Genomic DNA, 23,764 nt, shown 5'->3' on the forward strand with positions numbered 1-23,764 from the left:
CCATTCGGCCGAGCACAGCATCACTCATCGCAACGCTTGATCCCCGGCATCGGATTGGCTGCATACCCGATCAGCACTCCGGCCAAGCGCTGATTGCCAGGCCGAGAACTCTGACCAGCTCCAGGCGCTGATGCCACGAAGCCGGTCAGATCGGATCCGCCGCAACTTACTTGCGCGCGGCGCAGGCGTACATGTTGATTTCCATGCCCACCGCAACTTCAACAATCTTCGGGGTTTTCCAGGTCATGCGGGTCTCCCATGGGGTTATGCGCGAGCTCGCGCGTTATCAAAGCTAGGGCCGCCCCGCTCTCAATGCAAGAGCCTGCTACCTGTTGTGCACTGCACACGCGCTCGACATCGCATTCCGACAAACACGACGTATCAGACTAACACGATGCCAAACGCCCGCCCCGCATGCGCCTTCTGCCCACGTTCATCGCCTAACCACCGCATCGATAGGCGCGCGCAATGACAACGTTGTTATCACCCGCAAGGCGCCGCTCACTAGCGAGGTCTCTACGAGGCCTTCGATGCTTGATTGTGGTGCTGGATCTTGTGAATGGAGGACGGAACAACGCCGAAATATTTTCGGAACAGGCGGCTGAAATGCGAGGAACTCGAAAATCCCCACGAAAAGGCGACATCAGTCACCGACTTGCCCGGCTGGGTCTCCAACTCCTGGCGACAATTGTGAAGCCGAGCCTGCCAGATGAAGTCGCTGACGGTCATTCCCCGATCGCTGAACAGCATGTGCAGATAGCGCTTGGTACAGCCCAGCGCCATGGAGATCTGATCGATGCAGAGCTCCGGGTCACGCAAATGTTCCCGAATGAAACCCTGGGCGCGCAGATACATCGCCTCGGGACCGACGCGATCGGCCATGATGTCGGCGTCGCGAAGCGGCAACAGCAACAGATCGATCAAGGAATCAGCGACGCCAAGCGCATTGCGCGGCGACAGCTTGGTTGCCTCGTCGAGCGTGACCCGGACGAAATCATGCGCGATCCGCCCGGCGCCGGCCCGCGCGGACAGTTTGCAAGCCGGCATCCTTGCTGAACGGAAGCCGCGCTCGCGCAGCAGCTCCTTGGGTACGATCACCACATCGTGCCGCGTCAACGCCGGGCTGACGATCGTATGCGGCGACTGCACGTCGTAGGCCAGACCATCTCCCGGCATCAGCTCGATGTGACGCCCGTCCTGCTCGAAATAGGACACGCCGTGAGTCTGGAATAGGATCTTGACATAGGGATGGTCGCTGGCCGTCGCGCGCGACAGCGGATGCACGACGCGATGCTGGCTCACTTCGATCCGGCACAGTTTCAGGCGGGAAACGGTCGCGTAGCTGATCCGCGCTTCGAGCGACGCCGCTTGCAGCGGGTCGATCTCGAAGCGCCCGCACAGATCAAACAGCGCATCAGTCCAACACTGAATCTGTTTCCTTGGCGTCAATCCGAACGTACTAAGCGCGCCGACCATATCAGCCATCATCATACCGCCACCCATTCGCCTCCCTCACGCCACCGTTTCAACGTGGATGCTTGAACATGACTGCAACATGACTGCGCCGACGTGCTCCTGATGCGTCTTCTCCCGCATGATCCCGCCAGCTCCGCGCACGAACGCGTGCGCGAGATCGCGAACTAATCCTCTGATTTCGTTCTCGCTCCGTCAAGCAGAACCTCAACCTATACTTGCTTGTCGCGCGCTGCACTGCAGCGTGAAACGACCAGCCAGGCGCGGAACGTTGCATTTTTGATCCAGCTTCGCTTTAGAGCAAATATCGTTCTCTCTTGGGCAAGATCGGCTTGGTCGGATGCCCTATGTTCGGGCACGCAGCCAACGAAGAATTTGGCAGATTCAGCGACACCAAAACTCGATAACTGGGAGGAGACCATTATGAGGAAGGTGCTATTTGCAACCAGTGTTGCGGCTCTGGCGACATTCGCCTCTGGCGCTTGCTACGCCAATGACGAACTCATCAAAATGTCGCAAAATCCGAAGGATTGGGTGATTCCCGCCGGCAACTACGCCAGCACGCGCTACTCGCCGCTGAACCAGATCACCGCCTCCAATGTCGGCAAGCTGCAGGTGGCCTGGACATTCTCGACCGGCGTGCTGCGCGGCCATGAAGGCGGGCCGCTCATCATCGGGAACATGATGTATGTCCACACCCCGTTCCCCAACAAGGTCTATGCCCTTGACCTGTCCAACGAGAACAAGATCGTCTGGAAATACGAGCCCAAGCAGGATCCGAACGTCATTCCGGTGATGTGCTGCGACACGGTGAATCGCGGCGTTGCCTATGGCGACGGCAAGATCTTCCTGCATCAGGCCGACACTACGCTGGTCGCGCTCGATGCCAAGACCGGCAAGGTGGAATGGACGGTGAAGAACGGCGATCCCGGCAAGGGCGCCACCGGCACCTCGGCCCCGCTGGTGATCAAGGACAAGGTGTTGATCGGCATTTCCGGCGGCGAGTTCGGCGTCCAGGCCCATATGACCGCCTATGACATCAAGACCGGCAAGATGGTCTGGCGCGGCTATTCGGAAGGGCCGGACGATCAACTCCTGGTCGATCCCGAAAAGACCACTGTGCTCGGCAAGCCGATCGGCAAGGATTCCAGCCTGAAGACCTGGCAAGGCGATCAATGGAAAATCGGCGGCGGCGCGACCTGGGGCTGGATCTCGTATGATCCTGAGCTGAACCTGGTCTATTACGGCTCGGGCAATCCTTCGACCTGGAACCCGAAGCAGCGTCCGGGCGACAACAAATGGTCGATGACCATCTGGGCCCGTAACCCCGACACCGGAATCGCCAAATGGGTCTATCAGATGACTCCCCACGACGAATGGGACTATGACGGCGTCAACGAGATGATCCTGACCGACCAGAAGATCGACGGCAAAGACCGCAAGCTGCTGACCCATTTCGATCGCAACGGAATCGGCTACACGCTCGACCGGGAGACCGGCGAACTGCTGGTCGCGGATAAATACGACCCGAAGGTGAACTGGACCAGCGGCGTCGATATGGACAAGAGCTCGCCGACCTATGGCCGCCCGAAGGTCGTCGACAAATACTCGACCGACAAGGCCGGCGAGGACACCAACGTCAAGGGCATCTGCCCGGCCGCACTCGGCACCAAGGACGAACAGCCGGCGGCCTATTCGCCGGACACGCAACTGTTCTATGTGCCGACCAACCACGTCTGCATGGACTACGAGCCGTTCAAGGTGAGCTACACCGCCGGCCAGCCCTATGTCGGGGCGACGCTGTCGATGTATCCGCCTCCAGGCGATGACCACATGGGCAATTTCATTGCCTGGGACAACAAGACCGGCAAGATCGCCTGGTCCAACAAGGAACAGTTCTCGGTGTGGTCGGGCGCGCTCGCTACCGCCGGGGGTGTCGTATTCTACGGAACGCTGGAAGGCTATCTCAAGGCGGTCGACGCCAAGACCGGCAAGGAGCTGTACAAGTTCAAGACTCCGTCGGGAATTATCGGCAACGTCACCACCTATGAGCACGGCGGACGGCAGTACATCGCGGTGTTGTCCGGCGTCGGCGGCTGGGCCGGCATCGGCCTTGCGGCCGGGTTGACCGATCCGACCGCCGGTCTCGGAGCCGTGGGCGGTTACGCCGCGTTGAGCAACTACACCTCGCTCGGCGGCAGCCTCACCGTCTTCGCACTTCCGCAATGACCTGACCTGTCCCGGCGCATGGACCGAAATCCCATGCGCCGGTCAACCGGCCAAAGGCCGGACAAAATAACACGAGGAAACGCACTTGCAGAAATTCTGGACTGTCGCGGCTGCGATTTTGATCGTGGCATCAGCAGAACTTGCCTTCGCCGAACCCGCCGTCGACCCGACCGCGGTCAAGTTCAAGGACGGCGAGGCCTTCGACGTCGAAGGAAACCCCACCTACAACATCACCGCCGACGGCACCGTGGATTGGTACACCTATTCCGGCTTCCGTCGTTATCACTCCGAATGCCATGTCTGCCACGGACCGGACGGGATGGGATCGACCTACGCCCCGGCGCTCAAGAATTCGTTGAAGACGCTCAGTTACGGCGACTTCCTGACCATCGTGGCGAACGGTCGCACCAATGTCAGCTCGTCGCAGGAGAATGTCATGCCGTCGTTCGGCAACAACCGCAACGTCGTCTGCTATCTCAACGATATCTACGTCTATCTTCGGGCCCGCGCCAATGACGCCGTGCCGCGCGGGCGTCCAGCCAAGCACGCCGGCAAGCCTCTCGAATATGCCTTGGCGGAAGACAGTTGCATGAGCTCGAAGTAGCCATTTCCGCGCGACGAAGCCGACTTGCGGACCAACTGATTGCAGAACTGAGACCCGAAAGGACACTATTCATGAAGACGCGCGCCGCCGTCGCCTTCGAAGCAAAAAAGCCGCTCGAAATCGTCGAGGTTGATCTCGACGGGCCGAAGGCTGGCGAAGTCCTGGTCGAGATCAAGGCCACCGGGATCTGCCACACCGACGCCTATACGCTCGACGGGTTCGACAGCGAAGGCATCTTCCCCTCGATTCTCGGCCATGAAGGCGCCGGCATCGTGCGCGAGGTCGGCGCGGGCGTCACCTCGGTCAAGCCCGGCGATCACGTCATCCCGCTCTACACCCCGGAATGTCGGCAGTGCAAAAGCTGCCTGAGCCAGAAGACCAATCTGTGCACCGCGATCCGCGCCACCCAGGGCAAGGGGGTGATGCCAGACGGCACCAGCCGCTTCAGCCTCAAGGGCAAGCCGATCTATCACTATATGGGCTGCTCGACATTCTCGAATTTCACCGTGCTGCCGGAGATCGCGGTGGCGAAGATCCGCGACGACGCGCCGTTCGACAAGAGTTGCTATATCGGCTGCGGCGTCACGACCGGCGTCGGCGCCGTGGTCAATACCGCCAAGGTGACGCCCGGCGCCAATGTCGTGGTGTTCGGGCTCGGCGGCATCGGCCTCAATGTGATCCAGGGCGCGCGGATGGTCGGCGCCGACAAGATTATCGGTGTCGACGTCAACGACTCCAAGGAGGAATGGGGCCGCCGTTTCGGCATGACCCATTTCGTCAATCCCAAGAAGATCGACGGCGACATCGTCCAGCATCTGGTCGGGCTGACCGACGGCGGCGCCGATTTCACCTTCGATTGCACCGGCAATACCACGGTGATGCGTCAGGCGCTGGAGGCCTGCCATCGCGGCTGGGGCGTCTCGGTGGTGATCGGGGTTGCCGAATCCGGCAAGGAGATTTCCACCCGCCCGTTCCAACTGGTCACCGGGCGGGTCTGGAAAGGCACTGCGTTCGGCGGCGCGCGCGGCCGAACCGACGTGCCGAAGATCGTCGACTGGTACATGAATGGAAAGATCGACATCGACCCGATGATCACCCACGTGCTCAAGCTCGAGGACATCAACAAGGGCTTCGATCTGATGCATCAAGGCCAGTCGATCCGATCGGTCGTCGTGTTTTGACATCCACAATGTCGCAAACCCGGAGGATAGCCCATGACTGTTCATATCCACCCATCGGTTGATGATGGCGTCAAGCAGGGGTCCGGCAATTTTGCCGGCGGCACCCTGGTCTGCAAATGCAAGGACAAGCCGGTCAAGGTCGCCATCAAGGGCGACGTCGCCCACAACCACGCCTGCGGCTGCACCAAATGCTGGAAGCCCGACGGCGCGATCTTCTCCGTCGTCGCCGTGGTGCCGCGCGAGAATCTGTCGGTGATCGAGAACGGCGACAAGCTGAAGATCGTCGATCCATCGGCGGCGATCCAGCGCCACGCCTGCACCGTCTGCGGCACCCATATGTATGGCCGCATCGAGAACAAGGCCCATCCGTTCTACGGACTCGACTTCATCCATCCCGAACTGTTTCAGGAATCCGGCTCGGCCGCTCCGGGCTTCGCGGCCTTCGTCTCGTCGGTGATCGAGTCCGGGGTCAAGCCGGCCGAGATGCCCGGCATCCGATCACGGCTGAAGGAGCTCGGCCTCGAGCCCTATGATTGCCTGTCGCCAGCCTTGATGGATGCGATCGCCACCCATGTGGCCCAACCCAAGGCGGCCTGATCCGCGTCGCCAGAGCTGGCGGTGACCCGCACCGCCGGCCCCGCGCCCGCGCCTTGATGCCGGGCAGCGTTTCTCATGCCGATTGCACGCCGCCGTGTCAGGGCGATCAATGACGGCGATCCGATGCCCCGCGCGGCGCAAGACGTGCGTCGCGATGCGGCGCGCGTTGCATGTTCCCAAGGGTACTGAGTCCTCATCCTGAGGAGCCCGGCAAAGCCGGGCGTCTCGAAGGATGAGGAGCCGGATGTCTGCGGCGCATGGTTCGAGACGGCGCTTCGCGCCTCCTCACCATGAGGCAGTGCCTGTTGTGAGCGCACCGAAGCGCAGTTCTGATTCCATCAAAACCAGAATTTCGCTAACGGTTCGCCGCCCCACAGATCCCGATGAAACCCGGCGATGCTCATCGTGTGATATTCCAGTTGAAACGTCATACAGCGTGTGGTTACGTTGGGTCGAACCGTTGCGTCCTACGCGGGCCGCGGCGGTTGCCAAGAGGCCATTCAATCCAACTATCACCGCATTTGCTTTGGTTATGACTGGGCGATCGAGCAGGGCCTGAAGATGCCGCCGCGACGGTGGCCGAGCGCTGTTCGATCTCGCAAACCGGCACCGCGGCTGAGCATCGCGCAGGCTGAACATGAGCGAAATCACCGTCAATGCTGTTGCGTCCCGCCGCGGCCGGCTCGGTCGGCTGTTTGACGATGAACCGGAAGGGTATCGCTTCAAGGTGATGGCGGTCTACGCCATGCTGGCCGTCTTCAATATCGGCGCGTGGGCGGCGGCGGTGATCGCCTTTCGCGACTATCCGCTTTTGCTCGGCACCGCCTTGCTGGCCTACACGTTCGGCCTGCGCCATGCGGTCGATGCCGATCACATCGCGGCGATCGACAATGTCACCCGAAAATTGATACAGAGCGGCAAGCGGCCGCTGTCGGTCGGGCTGTTCTTCTCCTTGGGCCACTCCACCGTGGTCATCGTGGCCTCGATCTTCGTGGCGCTACTGGTCAGCGCGATCCAATCGAAATTCGAGGGCTTCAAGCAGATCGGCGGCGTCATCGGCACCGGGGTTTCGGCACTGTTCCTGCTGATGGTGGCGGCCGCCAATATCGTGATCCTGGTGTCGGTGTTCCGGATGTTCAACGCGGCGCGGCGCGGCGAGGACGTGATCGAGGAAGACCTCAACATTCTGCTGTCGCAGCGCGGGCTGCTCGGCCGATTGCTGCGATCGCTGTTCCGGATGATCTCCAAGAGCTGGCACATGTATCCGCTCGGCCTGCTGTTCGGCCTGGGCTTCGACACCGCCACCGAGATCGGACTGCTGGGCATTTCCGCCGCGCAAGGCTCGCAGGGACTGCCGCTGTGGTCGATCCTGATCTTTCCGGCGCTGTTCACCGCCGGCATGTCCCTGGTCGACACCACCGACGGCATCCTGATGATCGGCGCCTATGGCTGGGCCTTCGTCAAGCCGATCCGCAAGCTCTATTACAATATGACGATCACCTTCGTCTCGGTGGTGGTTGCGCTGCTGATCGGCGGCGTCGAGGGTCTCGGGCTGATCGGCAACAAGTTGGCGCTGGACGGCGCGGTGTGGTCGTGGATCTACGCTCTCAACGAGAATTTCGGCATGCTGGGCTATCTCATCATCGCCATCTTCGCGGCCTGCTGGCTGTTGTCGGCGATCGTCTACCGGCTGAAGCGCTACGACGAGATCGAAGTCAATATTCGCTGACCTTGTCGCTTTGCGGTGCAATAGAAACGGGCCGAACGCCATGCTAGCTTGGCGGCACTGCCAACTGCGGCAGATTCGATTTTGGAAACTCCCTGATGGTGCGTATCGGCATTCTGACCGTCTCCGACCGCGCCTCGCGCGGCGAATATGAAGATCTCGGCGGCCCGGCGATCGCCGACTGGCTCGGCCGCGCCATCGTTACACCGTGGGAGCCGGTCCGCCGGGTGATCCCGGACGGCGTCGACAGCGTCCGCGATGCGCTGATCCAGATGTGCGACGTCGACAAGGTCGACCTGCTGCTCACCACCGGCGGCACCGGCCCTTCGCCGCGCGACTGCACACCCGAGGCCACCGAATCGGTGATCGAACGGGTAATGCCGGGCTTCGGCGAAGCGATGCGGCTGGCCAGCCTGGAGCATGTCCCGACCGCGATCCTGTCGCGTCAGATGGCGGGCCTGCGCGGCAAATGCCTGATCGTCAACCTGCCCGGCAAGCCGGCTTCGATCGCCGTCTGCCTGCAGGCGGTGTTCGCCGCCGTGCCGTTTTGCCTCGACCTGATCGGCGCCGGACGGATCGAGACCGACGCCACGGTGATTGCCGCCTTCCGACCGAAATGACAGATCGGCCGATCAGCGCCGCCGCCGAAGCGATCCGCGTGCGCGGCGTGGTGCAGGGTGTCGGCTTTCGTCCCTTCATCTATGCGCTGGCGCATCGCCTCGGTCTGGTCGGTGAGGTGCATAATGACGACGAAGGCGTGCTGATCCATGTCGCCGGCTCACGCCACGCCATCGACGCGCTCGCCGCCGCCATTACCGAGGAGTGCCCGCCGCTGGCGCAGGTGAGCGCGGTCGAGCGCGCGCCATGGTCCCCCCCCGCCGGCCTGACGCTGTTCTCGATCGCGGCTTCGCCCGCATCGCGCGGCCAGCACACCGCCGGCGTGGTGCCGGATGCCCGGATCTGCGCCGCCTGCGCGGCCGAGATCGACAGCGCAGGCGAGCGCCGCCATCGCTACGCCTTCGCCAGCTGCACGACGTGCGGACCGCGCTTCTCGATTCTCGAGGCCATTCCCTATGACCGCGCCACCACCACGATGAGCGGCTTTGCGATGTGCCCCGACTGCCGCCGCGAATATGACTCTCCCGCCGACCGCCGCTTCCATGCCCAACCGATCGCCTGCCCGGTCTGCGGCCCGAGGCTGTGGCTGCAGCGCGCGGCGGACGAATTATTGCCCGCCGCCGATCCGCTCGCCGCCGCCGTCGCGGCGTTGCGCCAAGGCCAGATCGTCGGCCTGAAAGGGCTCGGCGGCTTTCATCTGGCCTGCGACGCCGGCAATGAAATCGCCGTCGCGGCGCTGCGCCAGCGCAAGCGGCGCCCGGCCAAACCCTTCGCCTTGATGGCGCCGGACCTCAATGCCATCCGACGGTTCTGCTTTGTCGACGCCACCGAAGCCGCGCTGCTGGCGAGCCCGGCGGCGCCGATCGTGCTGCTGCTGCGCCAGCCTGCCGCCGGCCTCGCGCCGGCGGTCGCGCCGAACCAGAACCTGCTCGGCTTCATGCTGCCGACCACGCCGCTGCACCATTTGCTGCTCAGAGAGTTCGGCGGCGCGCTGGTGATGACCAGCGGAAATGTCTCGGGCGAGCCGCAGGTCATCAGCAACGATGAAGCGCAGGCCAAGCTCGGCGGCTTCGCCGATCTGTTCGTGATGCATGATCGCCCGATCGCGCGACGGCTCGACGATTCCGTCGCCCGTGTGGTCCGCGGCGAGGCCCGGCTGCTGCGCCATGCCCGCGGCTACGCGCCGGCGCCGCGCAGCCTGCCGCCCGGCTTTGCCGACGCGCCGGCGGTGCTGGCGCTGGGCGGCGAGATGAAAGCTGCGATCTGCCTGCTACGCGGCAATGAGGCGCTGTTGTCGCATCACCTCGGCGACCTCGAGGAACCCCTCACCTATGGCGAATTCGTCCGCGCCATTGGCGACTATGCGCAGCTGTTCGACCATCGCCCGGCTGCGCTCGCCGCCGATCTGCATCCCGCCTATCGCAGCACGCATTGGGCCGAGGCCGCAGCCGCCGCCCACAACCTGCCTTTGATCCAGGTCCAGCATCATCACGCCCATATCGCCGCGGCGATGGCCGAGCGGCACTGGCCGCGCGACGGCGGCCGCGTCGTCGGCATCGCCCTCGATGGCGTCGGCTTTGGGGCCGACGGCACGGTGTGGGGCGGCGAGATCCTATTGTGCGACTACACCAATTTCACCCGGATGGCGTGTCTGCAACCGGTGCCGCTGCCCGGCGGCGCCCGCGCGGTGACCGAACCATGGCGCAATCTGTTGGCGCAGCTCGACGGGGCGTTTGGCGTCGACGGCACCATGGCCCGCCTGCCGCATTTGCCGGGCGGCGCGATCCTCGCCGCGCAGCCGCTTGGCGTGCTGCGCCAGGCGATGGCGCAGGGCCTGAACGCGCCGTTGTCGTCGTCCTGCGGCCGGCTGTTCGACGCCGTCGCGGCGGCGCTCGATCTCGCGCCCGTACGGCTGAGTTTCGAGGGCGAAGCCGCGATGGCACTGGAGGCGCTGGCCGGCCCCAGCGACGACACCCAATGCTATCCGTTCAAGCTTGCGACCGCGACCGATCCCTGGATCATCGATCCGGCGCCGATGTGGACCGCGCTACTGGCGGATCTGGCGGATGGCGTGCCAACCGCGACGATCGCGGCGCGGTTTCATCACGGCCTTGCCGCCGCCTTTTGCGACACGGCGCTGCGGATCGCCCGCGATCATGACGCCAAGGCGATCGCGCTCGGCGGCGGCGTGTTCCAAAACGGAATGCTGCTGCAGGCCTGCCTGACCCGGCTCGGCCAGGCCGCGCTGCCGGTGCTGGCGCCGGCGCAGATCCCCGCCAATGACGGCGGGCTGGCCTTCGGCCAGGCCATCATCGCCGCCGCGCGCGTGACGAATTGAATGTGTCATTCCGGGGCGCGAGGCCGTAGGCCGAGCGAACCCGGAATCTCGCAACACGCAAAGCCTCCGCAGCGAGATTCCGGGTTCGCGCGCAGCTTGCGCTGCTCGCGCCCCGGAGTGACCGCTGCTTTGGTAACGCGAGGCGGGTCAATAACAAAACTCGCTCAGCAGATCCGCGGCAATTGATCGCCGATCATCAGATCGACCAACCGTTCGCTGCCGAGCCTGGTGCGCATCACCACGTCGCCGGCCGGACCGGCGGTGATCTCGCCGATCGCGCAAGCCTGCGCCCCCTCGACCCGGGCGCGCATCGCCGCCAGTGCGGCGTCGGCCTGCTCGGGCGGCACCACCGCGACCAGCGTGCCTTCATTGGCCAGGTACAGCGGATCGAGCCCGAGGATTTCGCACAAGCCGTCGACCTCGGGCCGCACCGGAATTTTCGCCTCGTCGATGGCGACGCCGAATTTGGCGGCCGCGGCGATTTCGTTGAGTACGGCGGCAACGCCGCCGCGCGTCGCATCGCGGGCGCAGCGGGTGCCGGGAGCGGCGGCGAGCAGCGCCGCCATCAAACCGTTGAGCGGACGGCAATCGCTGATCAGCGAGGTCTCCAGCGCCAGATCGCCGCGCGCCGCCATCACCGCGGCGCCATGATCGCCGAGCGGACCGTTGACCAGCACCACATCGCCCGGCCGCGCATGGATCGCGGCCAGATCGCGGCCCGGCGGAAATACGCCGACGCCCGCGGTGGTGATGAACAGACCATCGGCGGCGCCACGCTCCACCACCTTGGTATCGCCGGTGACGATGGTCACGCCGGCTTCAGACGCGGTGATGCGCATCGTATCGACGATGCGGCGCAGCCGTTCGAATTCAAACCCCTCCTCGATGACCACCGCGCAAGACAGCCACAGCGGCACGGCGCCACCGACCGCGAGATCGTTGACGGTGCCGCACACCGCCAGCTTGCCGATATCGCCGCCGGGAAATTCCAGCGGCTGCACCACGAAGCCATCGGTCGTAAACGCCAAGCGCGCGCCAGGCTGCGCCAGCGCGCCGAGGTCGAGCCGCGCCTGATCCTCCAGCATGCCGAGGGTCGGATTGTCGAAGGCCGGCAGAAAGATTTCCGCGACGAGGTCGCGCATCGCGCGTCCGCCGCCGCCATGGGCCAGCGTCACCACCGAACCGATCAGTCTGCTCATGCGAGCGCCTCCGCGACGCGGCGGCCGGCATATTGCCAATAGGCCGCGCAAGATCCCTCGGTCGACACCATCAAGGCGCCGACCGGCGTTTCCGGCCGGCACACCGTGCCGAACATCGGACAGTCCGGCGGCTTCATCGCGCCCTTGACCACCTCGCCGCAGCGGCAATCGGCTAGTTCGGGCGCGGTCTCAGCCCGGGTGCCGCCATAGCCGACGCCGAATTTCTGCTCGGCGTCGAACGCCGCATAGCGCGGGCGAATCTTCATGCCGGACCATTCGATCTCGCCGAGCCCGCGCCATTCGAAACTGGCGCGCGGCTCAAACACCGTCTCGATCGCCTTGAGCGCCTGCGGATTGCCGGCGGCCCGCACCACGCGGCCATATTGGTTCTCGATCGCGGCGCGGCCCTCGACCAGTTGCGTCAGCACCATCGCCACCGATTGCAGCAGATCGACCGGCTCGAAGCCAGCTATCACCACCGGGCGCTTGTATTGCTCGGCGATGAATTGATAGGGCTCAAGCCCGATCACCATGCTGACGTGGCCGGGACCGACAAAGCCGTGGATCTGCATCGCCGGATCTTCCAGCAACACCCGCAGCGGCTGCGGCACCGTGATGTGATTGCAGAACAGCGAAAAATTCATGATGCCCTCGCGGTCGGCCTGCAGCAGCGTCAGCGCCGTCGCCGGCATCGTGGTCTCGAAGCCGAGCGCGAAGAACACCACCTCGCGCTCCGGCATCTTGCGCGCCAGCGCCAGCGCGTCGAGCGGCGAATAGACGATGCGCACATCGGCGCCATTGGCCTTCGCCACCAGCAGCGAGCCGTTGCTGCCAGGCACTCTGACGGCGTCACCAAATGTCGCCAACACCACGCCGGGCCGGTTGGCGATCTCGATACATTCGTCGATCCGCGCCTGCGGCAGCACGCAGACCGGGCAACCCGGCCCGTGCACAAATTCGATGCCGTCGTCGATCAGCCGGTCAAGGCCGTGGCGAAAGATGGTGTGGGTGTGGCCGCCGCAGATCTCCATGATCGAGACCGGCTTGTCGCGGGTGGCGCCGAGCGCAGCGGCGAGTCTCGCGATCCGCGCCAGTTCCGATTTGGCATGAGCGGGATCGCGGAATTCATCGGCGAAATTGACGACCGGGCCGGTCATGACGGCGCCATCGCGGCGAGTTCTTCTTCAAGTCCGGTGGCATCGAGCAGATCCAGCGTAATCCGCGCCTCGGCCTCGTCGATCCGCGACACCGCGAAGCCGACATGCAGCAGCACCCAGGTTCCGACCAACGCCTCGAGCGTTTCGCCGGGCGCGCAGACCAGCGCGACATTGACTTCGCGGCGCACGCCCTTGACCTCGGCCAGCGCCAGCATTTTTTCCGGATCGGTGATCGCGGTGATTTTTACGGGAATGCCGAGGCACATCGGCGCTACTCCTTCGCGGCCAGCCGGGCCCGCAGCCAGGCCAGCCAGGCCTCCATGCCCTCGCCGGTTCGCGCCGACAGCACCAGCACCTCGACCGCCGGATTGACCCGCCGCGCATTGGCGGTGAGCACCGCGATATCGGAATCGAGATGCGGCAACAGGTCGATCTTGTTGACCAATATGAGCCGCGCGGCGGCGAACATGTCGGGATATTTCAGCGGCTTGTCGTCGCCCTCGGTGACCGAGACGATCGCCACCTTGGCGGCTTCGCCGAGATCAAACGCCGCGGGGCAGACCAGATTGCCGACATTCTCGATGAACAGCACGCCGCCGCGCTCGAGCGCGAGCTGATCGCAGGCATGGCCGACCATCTGGGCGTCGAGATGGCAGCCCTTGCCGGTGTTGATCTGCACCGCCGGCGCGCCGGCTTCGCGGATCCGGTCGGCATCGTTGCTGGTCTGCTGATCGCCCTCGATGACGCAAACCGGCACGCTGCCGCCGAACGCCGCGATGGTGCGGGTCAGCAAGGTGGTCTTGCCGGAGCCGGGGCTGGACACCAGATTCAGCGCCAACACCCCGGCATCGGCAAACCGCGTCCGGTTGGCGGCCGCCAGCCGATCGTTCTCGGCGAGAATATCCCGCTCCAGCGTGATGGTGCGGGAGGTGACGGCCCCCGGCTCCGGATGATGGCTGTGGTCGTGGCCATGATCGTGATCATGCGGATGATCGTGGTGATGGCCGCCGTGGTGATGATCGTGCGAATGTCCATGAGGATGATCGTGGGAGTGATCATGCCCATGCGCATCAGCCCTGCCCTCAATGGTCGCTTCGCTTCCGCCACATCCGCAGGTGCTACACATCACGTCTTCTCCATTTGCAACATTGGCGTTGGCCTGCCATCGGCCGAGCGGCCCGGGACCATCTCACGACATCGCCGTCAGCACCGGAACCAGCTGACGGGCCTCACTTATCATCGCCACGGTAAGCGGCGGCATCGGATCGCGCTTGGGATAGATCAAGCCGATCAGCGTGCTGGTCTCGGGCGCGACGATCGGAACCGCGACCAGTTCCGCCGGCATCGCCCAATCCCCCGCCATGATCCGCGGCATCACCGTCGCCAGCCGTCCGCCGCGCAGATGCGAAATCCGCACGGTATAGTCGTTGGATTCCAGCGCCGGCTGAACCGTGACGCCGATTTCCTTAAAGATGCGATCATAGATGCGGCGGTTCTGGGTGTCCGCCAACGGAAGACACAGCGGCATCTTCGCCACCTCTTCCCAGGTCACCGTGGGCCGGTCCATCATCGCCATGTCGCGGGCCGCGATCAGGCAATAGCGCTCATGGTACAGCGGCAGCTCGGCGTTTCGTCCGACCGATTCGAGATCGAAATAGGTGATCCCGATATCGGCTTCGAGGTTGTCCAGCCGGGACAGCACCTCCGCCGAAGTGCATGACGAAATCGACACATGCACGCCGGGATGCCGGGCCCAATAGGCATTGGTGAGCAGCGAGAGGATCGGCAGCGCGGTCGGGATCGCGGCGATTCGCAGATGCCCGGCATTGCCGAGCTTCATCAGTTCGATTTCGGCTTCCATCGCGCGGAATTCGCCGACGATGCTGCGCGCCCAGTCAAGGATGCGCAGCCCCTCGGGGGTGAACCCCATGAAACGCGCGCCACGGTCGACCAGCATGACTCCGAATTGCAGTTCGAGCTGTTTCAGTGCCGCTGACAGGTTCGGCTGCGAAACCCCGCACACCTGCGCGGCTCGGCCAAAATGTTTCTCCCGCTCAAGCGCCAGCAGATACTCGAATTTCTCGTACATGGTGAACCCTACGGATTGGATCTCGGGCCAGTATCGGGATGGGCTGGGCTGTCCCCGTCCATCCCGGACGCTGGCCTCGCGTCCGCGGTCACGGCATAGAAGTCGTCAAGGTCGATCGCGCCGTTGCCGCCTCGCAGCGCGGCGAAAACCTGCAGGCGCGATTGCGCCTCTGCCTCGTCGATCAGGGTCAGTGCAAAGCCGGCATGGATCAGGACGAAGGCGCCGACGAGCGTCGCGACCGGCCGCTGCGGCGTCACCACCAGCGCGGCGGAGACAACCTCCTTATCGCCGTCGGTCTCACCGCTGACGGCGACCAGCATCAAGTCGGCGTCGACGACCGCCAGAACTCTGCAAGGAAGGGCGATGCACATGACAGATCACGTCGCAGCATCGAGCGGGCGGCATGCATGAGAGCAAATCATGAGGATAGACTTTCCGAACACGGGCGCTGTTTGCTGGGATCGGATGATTCTGATGAAAGCGTCCTTCGGTTCCGGTTTTGGCACTCGCAATATCTCGCGATCCTTCCCCAGCCCGGCCCGGTACAGATACGAGTCCGCCAAACTTTGTGGTTGATCGAAATCAATCACAACATGAGATATCCTCTTTCAACTCCTGGATGCGATGCGCGGCGGCATAAACATTCTGTCCCTCCGACCGCGCCAGTGCCACCAGCGTCAGGCCGGCGGCTTCGGCGGTGCGCACGGCGAGCCCGGTCGGGGCGGAGATCGCGACGATTGCCGGCATCCCCGCCATCAACGCCTTCTGCACCATCTCATAGGAGCAGCGGCTGGTGATCAGACAGAATCCCGCCGACAGATCGACGGATTGGCGCATCGCCGCGCCGATCAGCTTGTCGAGCGCGTTGTGGCGACCGACATCCTCGCGCAGCAGGAGGATATCCCCGTCGGTTGCGACCCAGGCCGCCGCATGGGCCGCGCGGGTTTTCCGGTGCAGATCCTGGCGCGCCGGCAGCGCCGCCAGGGCGCGACGCACGGCCGCCTGGGTGAAGGGCTGCCCGACCGGCGCGCGCGGCGTTTCGGCTCTGGTATCGCTGATCTCCTCGACGCCGCACAGCCCGCAACTGGTGTGACCGCGCAGGTTGCGCGTGCGCCGGCGCGACAGGAAGCCGTGAAGCCGCTCCGGCGTCAGCATCAGATTTAGTTCAACCCCATCCGGCGTCTCCTGCGTGTTGATGCCGCGAATGTCTGTCGCTGCCTGAATGATGCCTTCCGTCACCGAGAAACCCACCGCGAAGTCCTCGAGATCGGCCGGGGTCGCCATCATCACGGCATGGGGGATGCCGCCATACATGACGCCGACGGGCACTTCCTCGGCAACGATCACCGTGCCGGCTGGCTGACCGAGCGGCTGGGCGGGCGTTTCACGCCAGATGTGCAGTGAGCTCGAGGGCATTTGGCTTCTCCTTTTTGCAGTCCGATGGCAGGGCGCTGCGCCGGCTCACGACAAGCCGCGTAGCCACTCCGCCTCGGAATGGGATTCAGGCAGCGCGCCTTGCTGGACTGCCGGGGTCTGGCGCAGTTCGACGTCGCAGCCGACGCAAGGGTCGTAGAGCATGGCGAGACGCGCGATGGCCGCGCGCGGATCCGCATCCTTGACCCGCAACTGGTCCAGCGCGAGCGCGAACGGACCATCGCAGGCAAAATTCCATTCCGTCGGCGCCACGATCAGGAAGCGCTGCACGGCGCCATCGGGGCCGAGCTGCGCCAAATGATAGAGCCGACCGCGCGGCGTCTCGACCGCGCAATAGCCGGTGCCGGGGTCGCAGCGGCCCGCGACCAGCCATTCATCGGGATCCGCCTGCGCGCCGGTCATCACGAAGGCTGCCTCGGCGATTTCATTCAAGCGCGCGCCGAGACGTTGCGCGCTTGAAACCGCCCGAAAGCCGCGCAGCGCGGCGCGCGCCGCCGGCCCGGTCTCCGGTCGTCGGCCGCGCAGCCAGGGCGACGCCGCAAATGTCTCGCCCTGGCGCTCAAGCATGGCCAGAACGCGGTGGTCGTCGACCGCGCCGAGCGCGTCTAGCGTCCGCAGCCGGTCGCCATCCTGACCGTCCGCGGCGCCCAGCAGCCGATCGGCCCAGCTGCCGACCCGGCGGTCTGCCGAAAGTCCGAGGGCGTCAAGCGCCGCTATCATGGCCTCGCCGTCGCTGCCCATGGCCCGCGTCGCCACCAGCGCGCGCGACAATGCCGCGGCTTCCAAAGCGGTCAGCGGCACCGTGGCGCTCCAGCCCATGAAAGTCGCCTGCAGATGAGCGGTGATGCGCTCGGCCGCGAGTTGGCGAACCGCGGTCTGCGCCGGCGGCGCCGCGATCGCGGCGCCCGCCATCACCAGCGCATTGGCCGCCGCGATCGCGTGCGAGGTCCCGCACAAGGCAAAGATCCGCCGCACCAGGTCGGGAATCGCAGCCGGCGGGTGCCGCGTCAGCGTCGATGCGAGGCCACGCGGCCGGTCGCTGCGCACGGTTCGCGCGACCACACGTCCCCCGGCCACATCCACCGCGACACGAACTGCTCCGGCGTCGATCCACTGGCCCATCGTCAGCCGCCCGTCACATTCATGCTGCGCTCGACCGTCGCCGGCACCCGCGCCGCCGCGAAATCGTGGCCGTTCGGCTTGTGGGCGATCGCCGCGATGATCGCGTCGACCAGCGGCGCCTCGCTCTCGCTGCCGCGCAACGCCGCGCGCAGATCGACGCCCTCGACATGGCCCAGACACGGCACCAGCTGGCCGGTGCTGGTGATGCGGACCCGGTTGCAGGATTCGCAGAAGCCGCGGCTCATCGGCGTGATGAAGCCGAGCCGGCCGCCGGTCTCGGCGACGCGCACATAGCGCGCCGGACCGCTGGAGCGATCCAGCACGTCGCTCAACGTAAATTGCCGTTCGAGATCGGCGCGAACCTGCTTGAGCGACACGAAGGACGCCGGCCGCTTGCCGGCGAACAGCCCCATCGGCATCACTTCGATCAGCGTCAGATCCATGTCGCGCGCATGGGCGTATTCGATCAGCGCCGGAATCGCCGTCTCGTTGACGCCGGCCTGCACCACCGTATTGAGCTTCACCGGCAGGCCGGCGCTGCGCGCCGCCTCGATGCCGGCCAGCACCACGCCGATGTCGCCGCCGACAGTGATCCTGGCGAAGTCGGCGGCATCGAGCGTATCCACCGAGACATTGATACGGCTGAGCCCGGCGTCGGCGAGTTCGCCGGCATAGCGGCCGAGCAGCGCGCCATTGGTCGTCATGGTGATCTCATCAAGATCCCCCGATACAAGATGCCGCGACAGCGCCCGCACGAAGGACAGCAGATTGCGGCGCACCAGCGGCTCGCCGCCGGTCAGCCGGATCCGACGCACCCCGCAGCTCACAAAGGCGGCGCAGAGCCGGTCGAGCTCATCGAGGGTCAGGAGCTCGGCGCGGGGCGCGAATTTCGGATGAGCGCCGAGACAATAGCTGCAGCGAAAATTGCAGCGGTCGGTCACCGACACGCGCAGCCGATCGATATGACGCCCCATCGGGTCGATCAGGGTGCCGCTTGCTAAGGATTGGGGACCGATCAACATGGCATGACTCCGACGCAGCGAGGAGATTGATCTGGTACGCCCGTGGCCGAGGGCAACTCGGCCACGGGCGTCAAGGCTTACCGTGCCGGCTGGGCCGTCTTCGCGCGGATCGCCGATGCCTCGGACTTGGCGGGCAACGGCGTCAGGCCACCCAAACCCTTGCGATAGATCGCCCAGTAGATCAGGCCGACAAAGCCGGCGCCGCCGACGATGTTGCCGAGCGTGGCGGCGATCAGGTTTTGCGCGATGTTGGCCAAGGTCAGTACCGACACATCCATGCCGGCGGGCACATGGCCAGTATTCGCCAACAGCCATGCGATCGGCAGGAAGAACATATTGGCGACGCAGTGGTCAAAACCGGCGGCAACGAAGGCCGCCACCGGCAGCACCATGCCGGCCATCTTGTCGGCCACCGTGCGACCCGCATAGGCCAGCCAGACAGCGAGGCAGACCAGCAGGTTGCACATGATCCCCTTGAAGAAGATCGTGATCATATCCGGCGACACCTTGCCGACCGCGATTTTCAACATCGCGCTGCCGGTGCCGCCATTGTTCAGGGCGGAGAAATGCGACATGTAGAGCAGGAACACGAGGCCGAAGGCGCCGACCATATTGCCGAGCCAGACCACGGTCCAATTGCGCAGCACTTCGCCGGTTCGGATCTGGCCGTTCCACCAGGCCATCACGATCAGGCAGTTGCCGGTGAACAATTCGGCGCCGCCGATCATCACGATCGCCAGCCCGAGCGAGAACACAACGCCGCCCAGCACATGCGAGATCGCAAAACCGAGCGAGTCATCCGCCGCCACGATGATGTAGAACATCGCGCCGAGACCAATCGAGCCGCCGGCGACGATCGACAGCATGAATTCCGGCAGGAACGCCATGCGCGCCTTCTTCACGCCCAATTTTTCGACTTTGTCTTGAATCTCCGCTGGCGAGTAGGCGTCCGAGCCAAACATCTGCGTACTTGCATTACCATCAGCCACGACAATTCTCCTTCACGTGTTCACTTGTGGCACCTAAACTTCAGTTACTGACTTCTCCTCGTGGCGTTCCGCCACCGTAGGCAGGTCATCAGGGTTCGTTTCCTGTATTAGGCTGCGGTGCAGACCCTCCACCCCCGCCTTCACCGACGGCGTCATCTCGCCGTAGAACGTCACCACCGCCGGCTGAATGCCGACAAACGTCACAAGCGGCACGGTTTCCCTGAGCGAAGCGATCAGGATGTCGAGCGGAATGGCGTGGGTGGTGATGAGAAATTGCTTGGCGACGTCGGCCTCTTCGATCCGGCACACCGTGCCCGGCGGCAATTGCATGTCGGCGGCGTCGATCAGCAGCACCCGGTCGGGATTTTCGGCGCGCACGCAATGCATGACGTTCTCCGGCGTGGCACCGCCGTCGATCACCGACCAGCCCGCGGCCGGATTTGCCTCGAGCAGCTCCGCCAGCAACGGCCCGGCGCCGTCGTCGCCCATCAGCGAATTGCCGACCGTGAAGATGACGCCGGTCATAGCCGTCGTCCCATCAGGTAGATCGCCGGCTCGGCCTCGATCGCCGCCAGCGAGACCGACAATTCCTTGAACCAGGCCGCGACCTCGGGATCGAATCCGGGCGCGGCCTGTTCGATCGCCTCGCCGAGCAACGCGGTGTGCGAGCGGTCGATCGTGATCTCGCCGAAACGGCGCATGCCGTCGAGCTTGCGCCGCGCCTCGCCGGCGGGCAACGCGTCCACCAGCCGTGGATAGAAATCGCCGGCGCAGCGCAGCACCGGCTTGAAGCAGTCGAACACGCCGACGTGGTGACCGATCGCCAGCGAGTAGTAAACCACCTGCTTCGCATCGTCCGGCACGTCCTCGGCCCGATCGAGGATCTTCGCGTTCAGACGATAGAACACGATGTCCCCGCTCATGGCCGCAACTCCGGACTGGCCAGCGCCTCGCCGAGCCGCAGATAGATCTCGGCGACCCGCGGATCGCTTTCGGCGGCGACGAATTTGGCGATCCGCTCGACCAGCGGCGCCTCGCCGGGAATCCCCAACATGCCGAGGAAGCTGTCGGCGATGTCGCGGCCCTGGCGATAGCCCGCCATCCGCCGCGCTTCGCGCTCGATATGGATGCGCAGATTGTACGGCACGCCCGGATGCGCGATGCCGACCCGCTCGCCCTCGGCCTCGATATGGGTCTTGGCCTTGAGCTTCTGGTCCAGCAGCCCGAGCGCGACGGCGAAACCATAGATCGTCGCCGGCGGTGTCGGCGGGCAACCGGGGATGTAGACGTCGACCGGCACCACCTGGTCGGTGCCGCCCCAGACGCAATACAAATCGTGGAAGATGCCGCCGCTGCAACCACAGGCACCGTAAGAGACCACGATCTTCGGTTCGGGCGCGGCTTCATAGGCGCGCAGCGCCGGCATCCGCATCGCCCGGGTGACCGCGCCGGTGAACAGCAGAATGTCGGCGTGGCGCGGCGAGGCCACGACCTTGATGCCGAAACGCTCGGCGTCGAACACCGGCGTGATCGCCGCGAAGATCTCGATCTCGCAGCCGTTACAGCCGCCGCAATCGACCCGATAGACATAGGCGGAGCGGCGGATATTCGACAGCAGCGACGATTTCATCCGCTTGATGTCGGCGGGGGTGTCCATTTTCATCGACGTTTCTCCTGCTTGGCGGTGATTTTGGCGATCTGCACCAGGTCGTTCACGCGTTTGCAGCTCGGACAGGTCGACAGCATCCGGCGCCGGCGCTCGGCCTCCGCGGGTGATGGCCCCCTCGCCGCCGGGTCTGCGGTCCGGTCGATCACGTCATTGGCTTCGATCAGCGCGATCGCGTAGGCGATTTCCTTGGCCGGGGCGAACGGCTCGTCGCAGCAGACGCAATGCGCCAAGGTGAACACCGCCTTGACGGTGAGGTCCGCCTTGTTTGCCACCGCAAGTTCGAAGTCCTGCGTCAGCTTGATCGCCTGGGTCGGGCAGACCTCCTCGCATCGCCCGCAAAAGATGCAGCGGCCGTAATTGATCGACCAGGTGCGGGTCCCCGCCGCGACGTCGGTTTCCATCGACAGCGCATTGGCGGGGCACGCAATGGTGCAGGCCGCGCAGGCGATGCATTGTTCCGCGGTATGCTCCGGCCGACCGCGGAAATCCTTCTCGACCTCGATCGGCGCAAACGGATACTTGACCGTTGCTTCACCCGTGCGCAGTACTTCCCGTAAAAGCTTGAACATTGATGCCTCCCCTACTTCAGCGGCGAGTCTTTACGCTCGCGGCAGTAGCGTTCCATTTCCTTGTAGGGGATCGTCTTGCTGGTCTCCTTGCGAACGTCGACGACCGTCACGCGGTCGGTGCAGGAGTAGCAAGGGTCGATGGACCCAACGATCAGCGGCGCGTCGGACACCGTGTTGCCGCGCAGCATGTAGCGCAGCACCGGCCAGTTGGCGTAGGTCGAGGCCCGGCAGCGCCAGCGATAGAGCTTCTGGTTATCACCCGTCATCGACCAGTGAATGTCTTCGCCGCGCGGCGCCTCGGTGAAGCCCAGCGCGAATTGATGGGGCTTGTAGGTGAAGTCCTCATTGATGATCGGCCCGGCGGGCGTGTCGTCGAGGATCTGCTCGATCACCGACAGGCTGTCGAAGATCTCGGCGGCGCGGACCATGGTCCGCGACAGCACATCGCAGCCGTCGCCGGTATGGACCGGAAGCTTCACATTGCCGTAGCCGGCGAACGCATGATCGACGCGGGTGTCGCGCTTATAGCCGCTGCCGCGCACCACCGGGCCGACCGGCGAATAGTCCCGCGCGATCTGACGGTCGAGAATTCCGACGCCGGCAACACGCGGAGCGAAATTCGGCGTGCCCAACAGGATTTCGAGCAGCCGCTGCACTTCTTCGCGCAGCTCGCCGACGAGCTGCAGCGTGCGGGTACGCTGCTCGGCGAGAATGTCGCGGCGAACCCCGCCGATCAGGTTGATCGCATAGGTCTTGCGCGCGCCGGTCAGCATCTCCGCCAGCGTCATCGCCTTTTCACGGACCCGGAAGAACTGCATGAAGCCCGAATCGAAGCCGACGAAATGGCAGACCAGGCCGAGGTTCAGCATGTGGCTGTGCAGCCGTTCGGTTTCCAGCAGCAGCGACCGGATCGCTTGGGCGCGCGGCGGCACGATGATGCCGAGTGCGTTTTCGACCGAGCTGGCATAGGCCACCGAATGCGCATAGCCGCAGATGCCGCAGACCCGGTCGGCGAGGAACGTCACCTCGTTGTAGCCCATCCGGGTCTCGGCCAGCTTCTCCATGCCGCGATGCACGTAGAACATCCGGTAATCGGCATCGATGATATCTTCGCCGTCAACGAACAGCCGGAAATGGCCGGGCTCGTCCGAGGTAATATGGAGCGGGCCGAGCGGGACCACGGTGGTCTCACCCTTGGAGTCGTTGACGAACGGATAGTTCTCCTTGTCGCTGGTCGGCGGCGGCCGCAGCCGGTAGTCCATCGCGTCCTTGCGCAGCGGATGCAGATTGTCCGGCCAGTCATCGGGCAGCACCAGCCGCCTTTCGTCCGGAATGCCGACCGGGCGCAGGCCGTACATGTCGCGGATCTCGCGCTCGCCCCAGACGCAGGCCGGCACCTTCGGCGTCACCGAGGGGAATTCCTCGTTGTCGCTCGGCACCTGGGCGTGGACGACGACGTGGCAACGATCCTCGCCCTCCATCGACAGCACGTAATACAGGCCGAACGTATTGTTGAGCGGCCGTTCGTCATTGCCGACCACCACCGACAGCCAGCCCTCGCGCCCGTAATAGAGCGCCGAGACGGCGTCCGGCAGCTGATTCAGTTTGACCGTGACGGTCACCTGGTTCGGTGTCTGCCAACGCTCTTCGAGCACGGCATGGGGCAGTTTCGCGCGCAGATAATCGATGTGCGAGACGCCGACCCGGGCATTTACATGAACGTTCATTGGACTTCTCCGTGGTACGGC

The 23,764-nt window shown here is 64.7% G+C and carries 24 protein-coding genes; 7 read left to right on the forward strand and 17 right to left on the reverse strand.

Annotation, left to right across the window (positions count from 1 at the left end; all coding sequences use genetic code 11):
- Window positions 1-166: 166 nt before the first annotated feature.
- Together pqqA and RBJ75_RS09465 are read right to left on the reverse strand one after the other, a co-directional pair.
- Window positions 167-247 (reverse strand): pyrroloquinoline quinone precursor peptide PqqA, encoded by an 81-nt coding sequence (pqqA, locus tag RBJ75_RS09460; RefSeq protein ID WP_080900978.1) that lies wholly within the window; start codon window positions 245-247, stop codon window positions 167-169.
- A 269-nt stretch (window positions 248-516) separates the two neighbouring features.
- Window positions 517-1,485, reverse strand: a complete 969-nt coding sequence (locus tag RBJ75_RS09465) for a helix-turn-helix domain-containing protein (protein ID WP_044409333.1) — start codon at window positions 1,483-1,485, stop codon at window positions 517-519.
- A 411-nt stretch (window positions 1,486-1,896) separates the two neighbouring features.
- Between RBJ75_RS09465 and xoxF5 the strand changes: the two genes are divergently transcribed.
- The 7 genes from xoxF5 (at window position 1,897) to hypF (ending at window position 10,766) form a co-directional block, all read left to right on the forward strand.
- Entirely contained in the window at window positions 1,897-3,702 is a 1,806-nt protein-coding gene (gene xoxF5, locus RBJ75_RS09470) for a lanthanide-dependent methanol dehydrogenase XoxF5 (protein ID WP_044409308.1), read from the forward strand.
- A gap of 124 nt (window positions 3,703-3,826) precedes the next feature.
- Window positions 3,827-4,306, forward strand: a complete 480-nt coding sequence (locus RBJ75_RS09475) for a c-type cytochrome, methanol metabolism-related (protein WP_152647675.1) — start codon at window positions 3,827-3,829, stop codon at window positions 4,304-4,306.
- A 71-nt stretch (window positions 4,307-4,377) separates the two neighbouring features.
- Window positions 4,378-5,487, forward strand: a complete 1,110-nt coding sequence (locus RBJ75_RS09480; protein ID WP_044409307.1) for an S-(hydroxymethyl)glutathione dehydrogenase/class III alcohol dehydrogenase — start codon at window positions 4,378-4,380, stop codon at window positions 5,485-5,487.
- A gap of 33 nt (window positions 5,488-5,520) precedes the next feature.
- Window positions 5,521-6,084 carry an S-(hydroxymethyl)glutathione synthase gene (gene gfa / locus RBJ75_RS09485; protein ID WP_044409306.1) on the forward strand — a complete coding sequence of 188 codons (564 nt, stop codon included), beginning with the start codon at window positions 5,521-5,523 and terminating at the stop codon, window positions 6,082-6,084.
- 637 nt (window positions 6,085-6,721) lie between these two features.
- A complete protein-coding gene (locus RBJ75_RS09490) occupies window positions 6,722-7,813 on the forward strand; it encodes a HoxN/HupN/NixA family nickel/cobalt transporter (protein ID WP_411194499.1) in 1,092 nt (363 codons plus the stop codon).
- 98 nt (window positions 7,814-7,911) lie between these two features.
- Window positions 7,912-8,430: a molybdopterin adenylyltransferase gene (mog, locus tag RBJ75_RS09495; protein ID WP_044408143.1), complete on the forward strand. Its 519-nt coding sequence runs from the start codon at window positions 7,912-7,914 to the stop codon at window positions 8,428-8,430.
- A complete protein-coding gene (gene hypF, locus RBJ75_RS09500) occupies window positions 8,427-10,766 on the forward strand; it encodes a carbamoyltransferase HypF (RefSeq protein ID WP_044408140.1) in 2,340 nt (779 codons plus the stop codon). The genes mog and hypF overlap by 4 nt, the downstream gene beginning before the upstream one ends.
- Before the next feature lie 164 nt (window positions 10,767-10,930).
- On the opposite strand, the gene hypE is transcribed toward hypF, so the two are convergent.
- From hypE to RBJ75_RS09575, 15 genes are all read right to left on the reverse strand, one after another.
- Window positions 10,931-11,965 (reverse strand): hydrogenase expression/formation protein HypE, encoded by a 1,035-nt coding sequence (gene hypE, locus RBJ75_RS09505; protein ID WP_044410444.1) that lies wholly within the window; start codon window positions 11,963-11,965, stop codon window positions 10,931-10,933.
- Window positions 11,962-13,122 carry a hydrogenase formation protein HypD gene (hypD, locus tag RBJ75_RS09510; RefSeq protein WP_044410447.1) on the reverse strand — a complete coding sequence of 387 codons (1,161 nt, stop codon included), beginning with the start codon at window positions 13,120-13,122 and terminating at the stop codon, window positions 11,962-11,964. Before hypD ends, hypE begins: the two co-directional genes overlap by 4 nt.
- A complete protein-coding gene (locus tag RBJ75_RS09515) occupies window positions 13,119-13,388 on the reverse strand; it encodes a HypC/HybG/HupF family hydrogenase formation chaperone (protein ID WP_044410450.1) in 270 nt (89 codons plus the stop codon). The genes hypD and RBJ75_RS09515 overlap by 4 nt, the downstream gene beginning before the upstream one ends.
- 5 nt (window positions 13,389-13,393) lie before the next feature.
- The gene (hypB, locus tag RBJ75_RS09520) at window positions 13,394-14,248 is read right to left on the reverse strand and encodes a hydrogenase nickel incorporation protein HypB (RefSeq protein ID WP_044410452.1); all 855 of its coding nucleotides are present in this window, start codon (window positions 14,246-14,248) and stop codon (window positions 13,394-13,396) included.
- A gap of 63 nt (window positions 14,249-14,311) precedes the next feature.
- On the reverse strand, window positions 14,312-15,211 hold the full coding sequence (locus RBJ75_RS09525; RefSeq protein WP_044410455.1) for a LysR family transcriptional regulator: 900 nt from the start codon (window positions 15,209-15,211) through the stop codon (window positions 14,312-14,314).
- 8 nt (window positions 15,212-15,219) lie between these two features.
- Window positions 15,220-15,582: a HypC/HybG/HupF family hydrogenase formation chaperone gene (locus RBJ75_RS09530; RefSeq protein ID WP_052628911.1), complete on the reverse strand. Its 363-nt coding sequence runs from the start codon at window positions 15,580-15,582 to the stop codon at window positions 15,220-15,222.
- Between the two features lie 211 nt (window positions 15,583-15,793).
- A complete protein-coding gene (gene fdhD, locus RBJ75_RS09535; RefSeq protein WP_044410457.1) occupies window positions 15,794-16,627 on the reverse strand; it encodes a formate dehydrogenase accessory sulfurtransferase FdhD in 834 nt (277 codons plus the stop codon).
- Window positions 16,628-16,672: 45 nt separating this feature from the next.
- Window positions 16,673-17,767 carry a nickel-dependent hydrogenase large subunit gene (locus RBJ75_RS09540; protein WP_152647704.1) on the reverse strand — a complete coding sequence of 365 codons (1,095 nt, stop codon included), beginning with the start codon at window positions 17,765-17,767 and terminating at the stop codon, window positions 16,673-16,675.
- A 2-nt stretch (window positions 17,768-17,769) separates the two neighbouring features.
- Window positions 17,770-18,789, reverse strand: a complete 1,020-nt coding sequence (moaA, locus tag RBJ75_RS09545) for a GTP 3',8-cyclase MoaA (protein WP_044410460.1) — start codon at window positions 18,787-18,789, stop codon at window positions 17,770-17,772.
- A gap of 77 nt (window positions 18,790-18,866) precedes the next feature.
- Window positions 18,867-19,778 carry a formate/nitrite transporter family protein gene (locus RBJ75_RS09550; protein WP_234707395.1) on the reverse strand — a complete coding sequence of 304 codons (912 nt, stop codon included), beginning with the start codon at window positions 19,776-19,778 and terminating at the stop codon, window positions 18,867-18,869.
- A gap of 33 nt (window positions 19,779-19,811) precedes the next feature.
- The gene (hycI, locus tag RBJ75_RS09555; protein WP_044410466.1) at window positions 19,812-20,303 is read right to left on the reverse strand and encodes a hydrogenase maturation peptidase HycI; all 492 of its coding nucleotides are present in this window, start codon (window positions 20,301-20,303) and stop codon (window positions 19,812-19,814) included.
- Window positions 20,300-20,701, reverse strand: coding sequence for a formate hydrogenlyase maturation HycH family protein (locus tag RBJ75_RS09560; RefSeq protein ID WP_044410468.1), 402 nt, complete (start codon window positions 20,699-20,701; stop codon window positions 20,300-20,302). The genes hycI and RBJ75_RS09560 overlap by 4 nt, the downstream gene beginning before the upstream one ends.
- Window positions 20,698-21,441 (reverse strand): NADH-quinone oxidoreductase subunit B family protein, encoded by a 744-nt coding sequence (locus RBJ75_RS09565; protein ID WP_044410471.1) that lies wholly within the window; start codon window positions 21,439-21,441, stop codon window positions 20,698-20,700. Before RBJ75_RS09565 ends, RBJ75_RS09560 begins: the two co-directional genes overlap by 4 nt.
- Window positions 21,438-22,016, reverse strand: a complete 579-nt coding sequence (locus tag RBJ75_RS09570; RefSeq protein ID WP_044410473.1) for a formate hydrogenlyase complex iron-sulfur subunit — start codon at window positions 22,014-22,016, stop codon at window positions 21,438-21,440. Before RBJ75_RS09570 ends, RBJ75_RS09565 begins: the two co-directional genes overlap by 4 nt.
- 11 nt (window positions 22,017-22,027) lie before the next feature.
- Window positions 22,028-23,743: an NADH-quinone oxidoreductase subunit C gene (locus RBJ75_RS09575; protein ID WP_044410476.1), complete on the reverse strand. Its 1,716-nt coding sequence runs from the start codon at window positions 23,741-23,743 to the stop codon at window positions 22,028-22,030.
- Window positions 23,744-23,764 lie beyond the last annotated feature (21 nt).

Origin of the sequence: Rhodopseudomonas sp. BAL398 (genome assembly GCF_033001325.1) — a bacterium.
Lineage (GTDB): Bacteria > Pseudomonadota > Alphaproteobacteria > Rhizobiales > Xanthobacteraceae > JARJEH01.

Bases quoted from the DNA above. Each gene is read 5' to 3' on its own strand.
- pqqA (WP_080900978.1), bottom strand. From the start codon at position 247: ATGACCTGGAAAACCCCGAAGATTGTTGAAGTTGCGGTGGGCATGGAA.
- RBJ75_RS09465 (WP_044409333.1), bottom strand. From the start codon at position 1,485: ATGGCTGATATGGTCGGCGCGCTTAGTACGTTCGGATTGACGCCAAGG.
- xoxF5 (WP_044409308.1), top strand. From the start codon at position 1,897: ATGAGGAAGGTGCTATTTGCAACCAGTGTTGCGGCTCTGGCGACATTC.
- RBJ75_RS09480 (WP_044409307.1), top strand. From the start codon at position 4,378: ATGAAGACGCGCGCCGCCGTCGCCTTCGAAGCAAAAAAGCCGCTCGAA.
- gfa (WP_044409306.1), top strand. From the start codon at position 5,521: ATGACTGTTCATATCCACCCATCGGTTGATGATGGCGTCAAGCAGGGG.
- RBJ75_RS09490 (WP_411194499.1), top strand. From the start codon at position 6,722: ATGAGCGAAATCACCGTCAATGCTGTTGCGTCCCGCCGCGGCCGGCTC.
- hypF (WP_044408140.1), top strand. From the start codon at position 8,427: ATGACAGATCGGCCGATCAGCGCCGCCGCCGAAGCGATCCGCGTGCGC.
- hypE (WP_044410444.1), bottom strand. From the start codon at position 11,965: ATGAGCAGACTGATCGGTTCGGTGGTGACGCTGGCCCATGGCGGCGGC.
- hypD (WP_044410447.1), bottom strand. From the start codon at position 13,122: ATGACCGGCCCGGTCGTCAATTTCGCCGATGAATTCCGCGATCCCGCT.
- RBJ75_RS09515 (WP_044410450.1), bottom strand. From the start codon at position 13,388: ATGTGCCTCGGCATTCCCGTAAAAATCACCGCGATCACCGATCCGGAA.
- hypB (WP_044410452.1), bottom strand. From the start codon at position 14,248: ATGTGTAGCACCTGCGGATGTGGCGGAAGCGAAGCGACCATTGAGGGC.
- RBJ75_RS09525 (WP_044410455.1), bottom strand. From the start codon at position 15,211: ATGTACGAGAAATTCGAGTATCTGCTGGCGCTTGAGCGGGAGAAACAT.
- RBJ75_RS09530 (WP_052628911.1), bottom strand. From the start codon at position 15,582: ATGTGCATCGCCCTTCCTTGCAGAGTTCTGGCGGTCGTCGACGCCGAC.
- fdhD (WP_044410457.1), bottom strand. From the start codon at position 16,627: ATGCCCTCGAGCTCACTGCACATCTGGCGTGAAACGCCCGCCCAGCCG.
- RBJ75_RS09540 (WP_152647704.1), bottom strand. From the start codon at position 17,767: ATGGGCCAGTGGATCGACGCCGGAGCAGTTCGTGTCGCGGTGGATGTG.
- moaA (WP_044410460.1), bottom strand. From the start codon at position 18,789: ATGTTGATCGGTCCCCAATCCTTAGCAAGCGGCACCCTGATCGACCCG.
- hycI (WP_044410466.1), bottom strand. From the start codon at position 20,303: ATGACCGGCGTCATCTTCACGGTCGGCAATTCGCTGATGGGCGACGAC.
- RBJ75_RS09560 (WP_044410468.1), bottom strand. From the start codon at position 20,701: ATGAGCGGGGACATCGTGTTCTATCGTCTGAACGCGAAGATCCTCGAT.
- RBJ75_RS09565 (WP_044410471.1), bottom strand. From the start codon at position 21,441: ATGAAAATGGACACCCCCGCCGACATCAAGCGGATGAAATCGTCGCTG.
- RBJ75_RS09570 (WP_044410473.1), bottom strand. From the start codon at position 22,016: ATGTTCAAGCTTTTACGGGAAGTACTGCGCACGGGTGAAGCAACGGTC.
- RBJ75_RS09575 (WP_044410476.1), bottom strand. From the start codon at position 23,743: ATGAACGTTCATGTAAATGCCCGGGTCGGCGTCTCGCACATCGATTAT.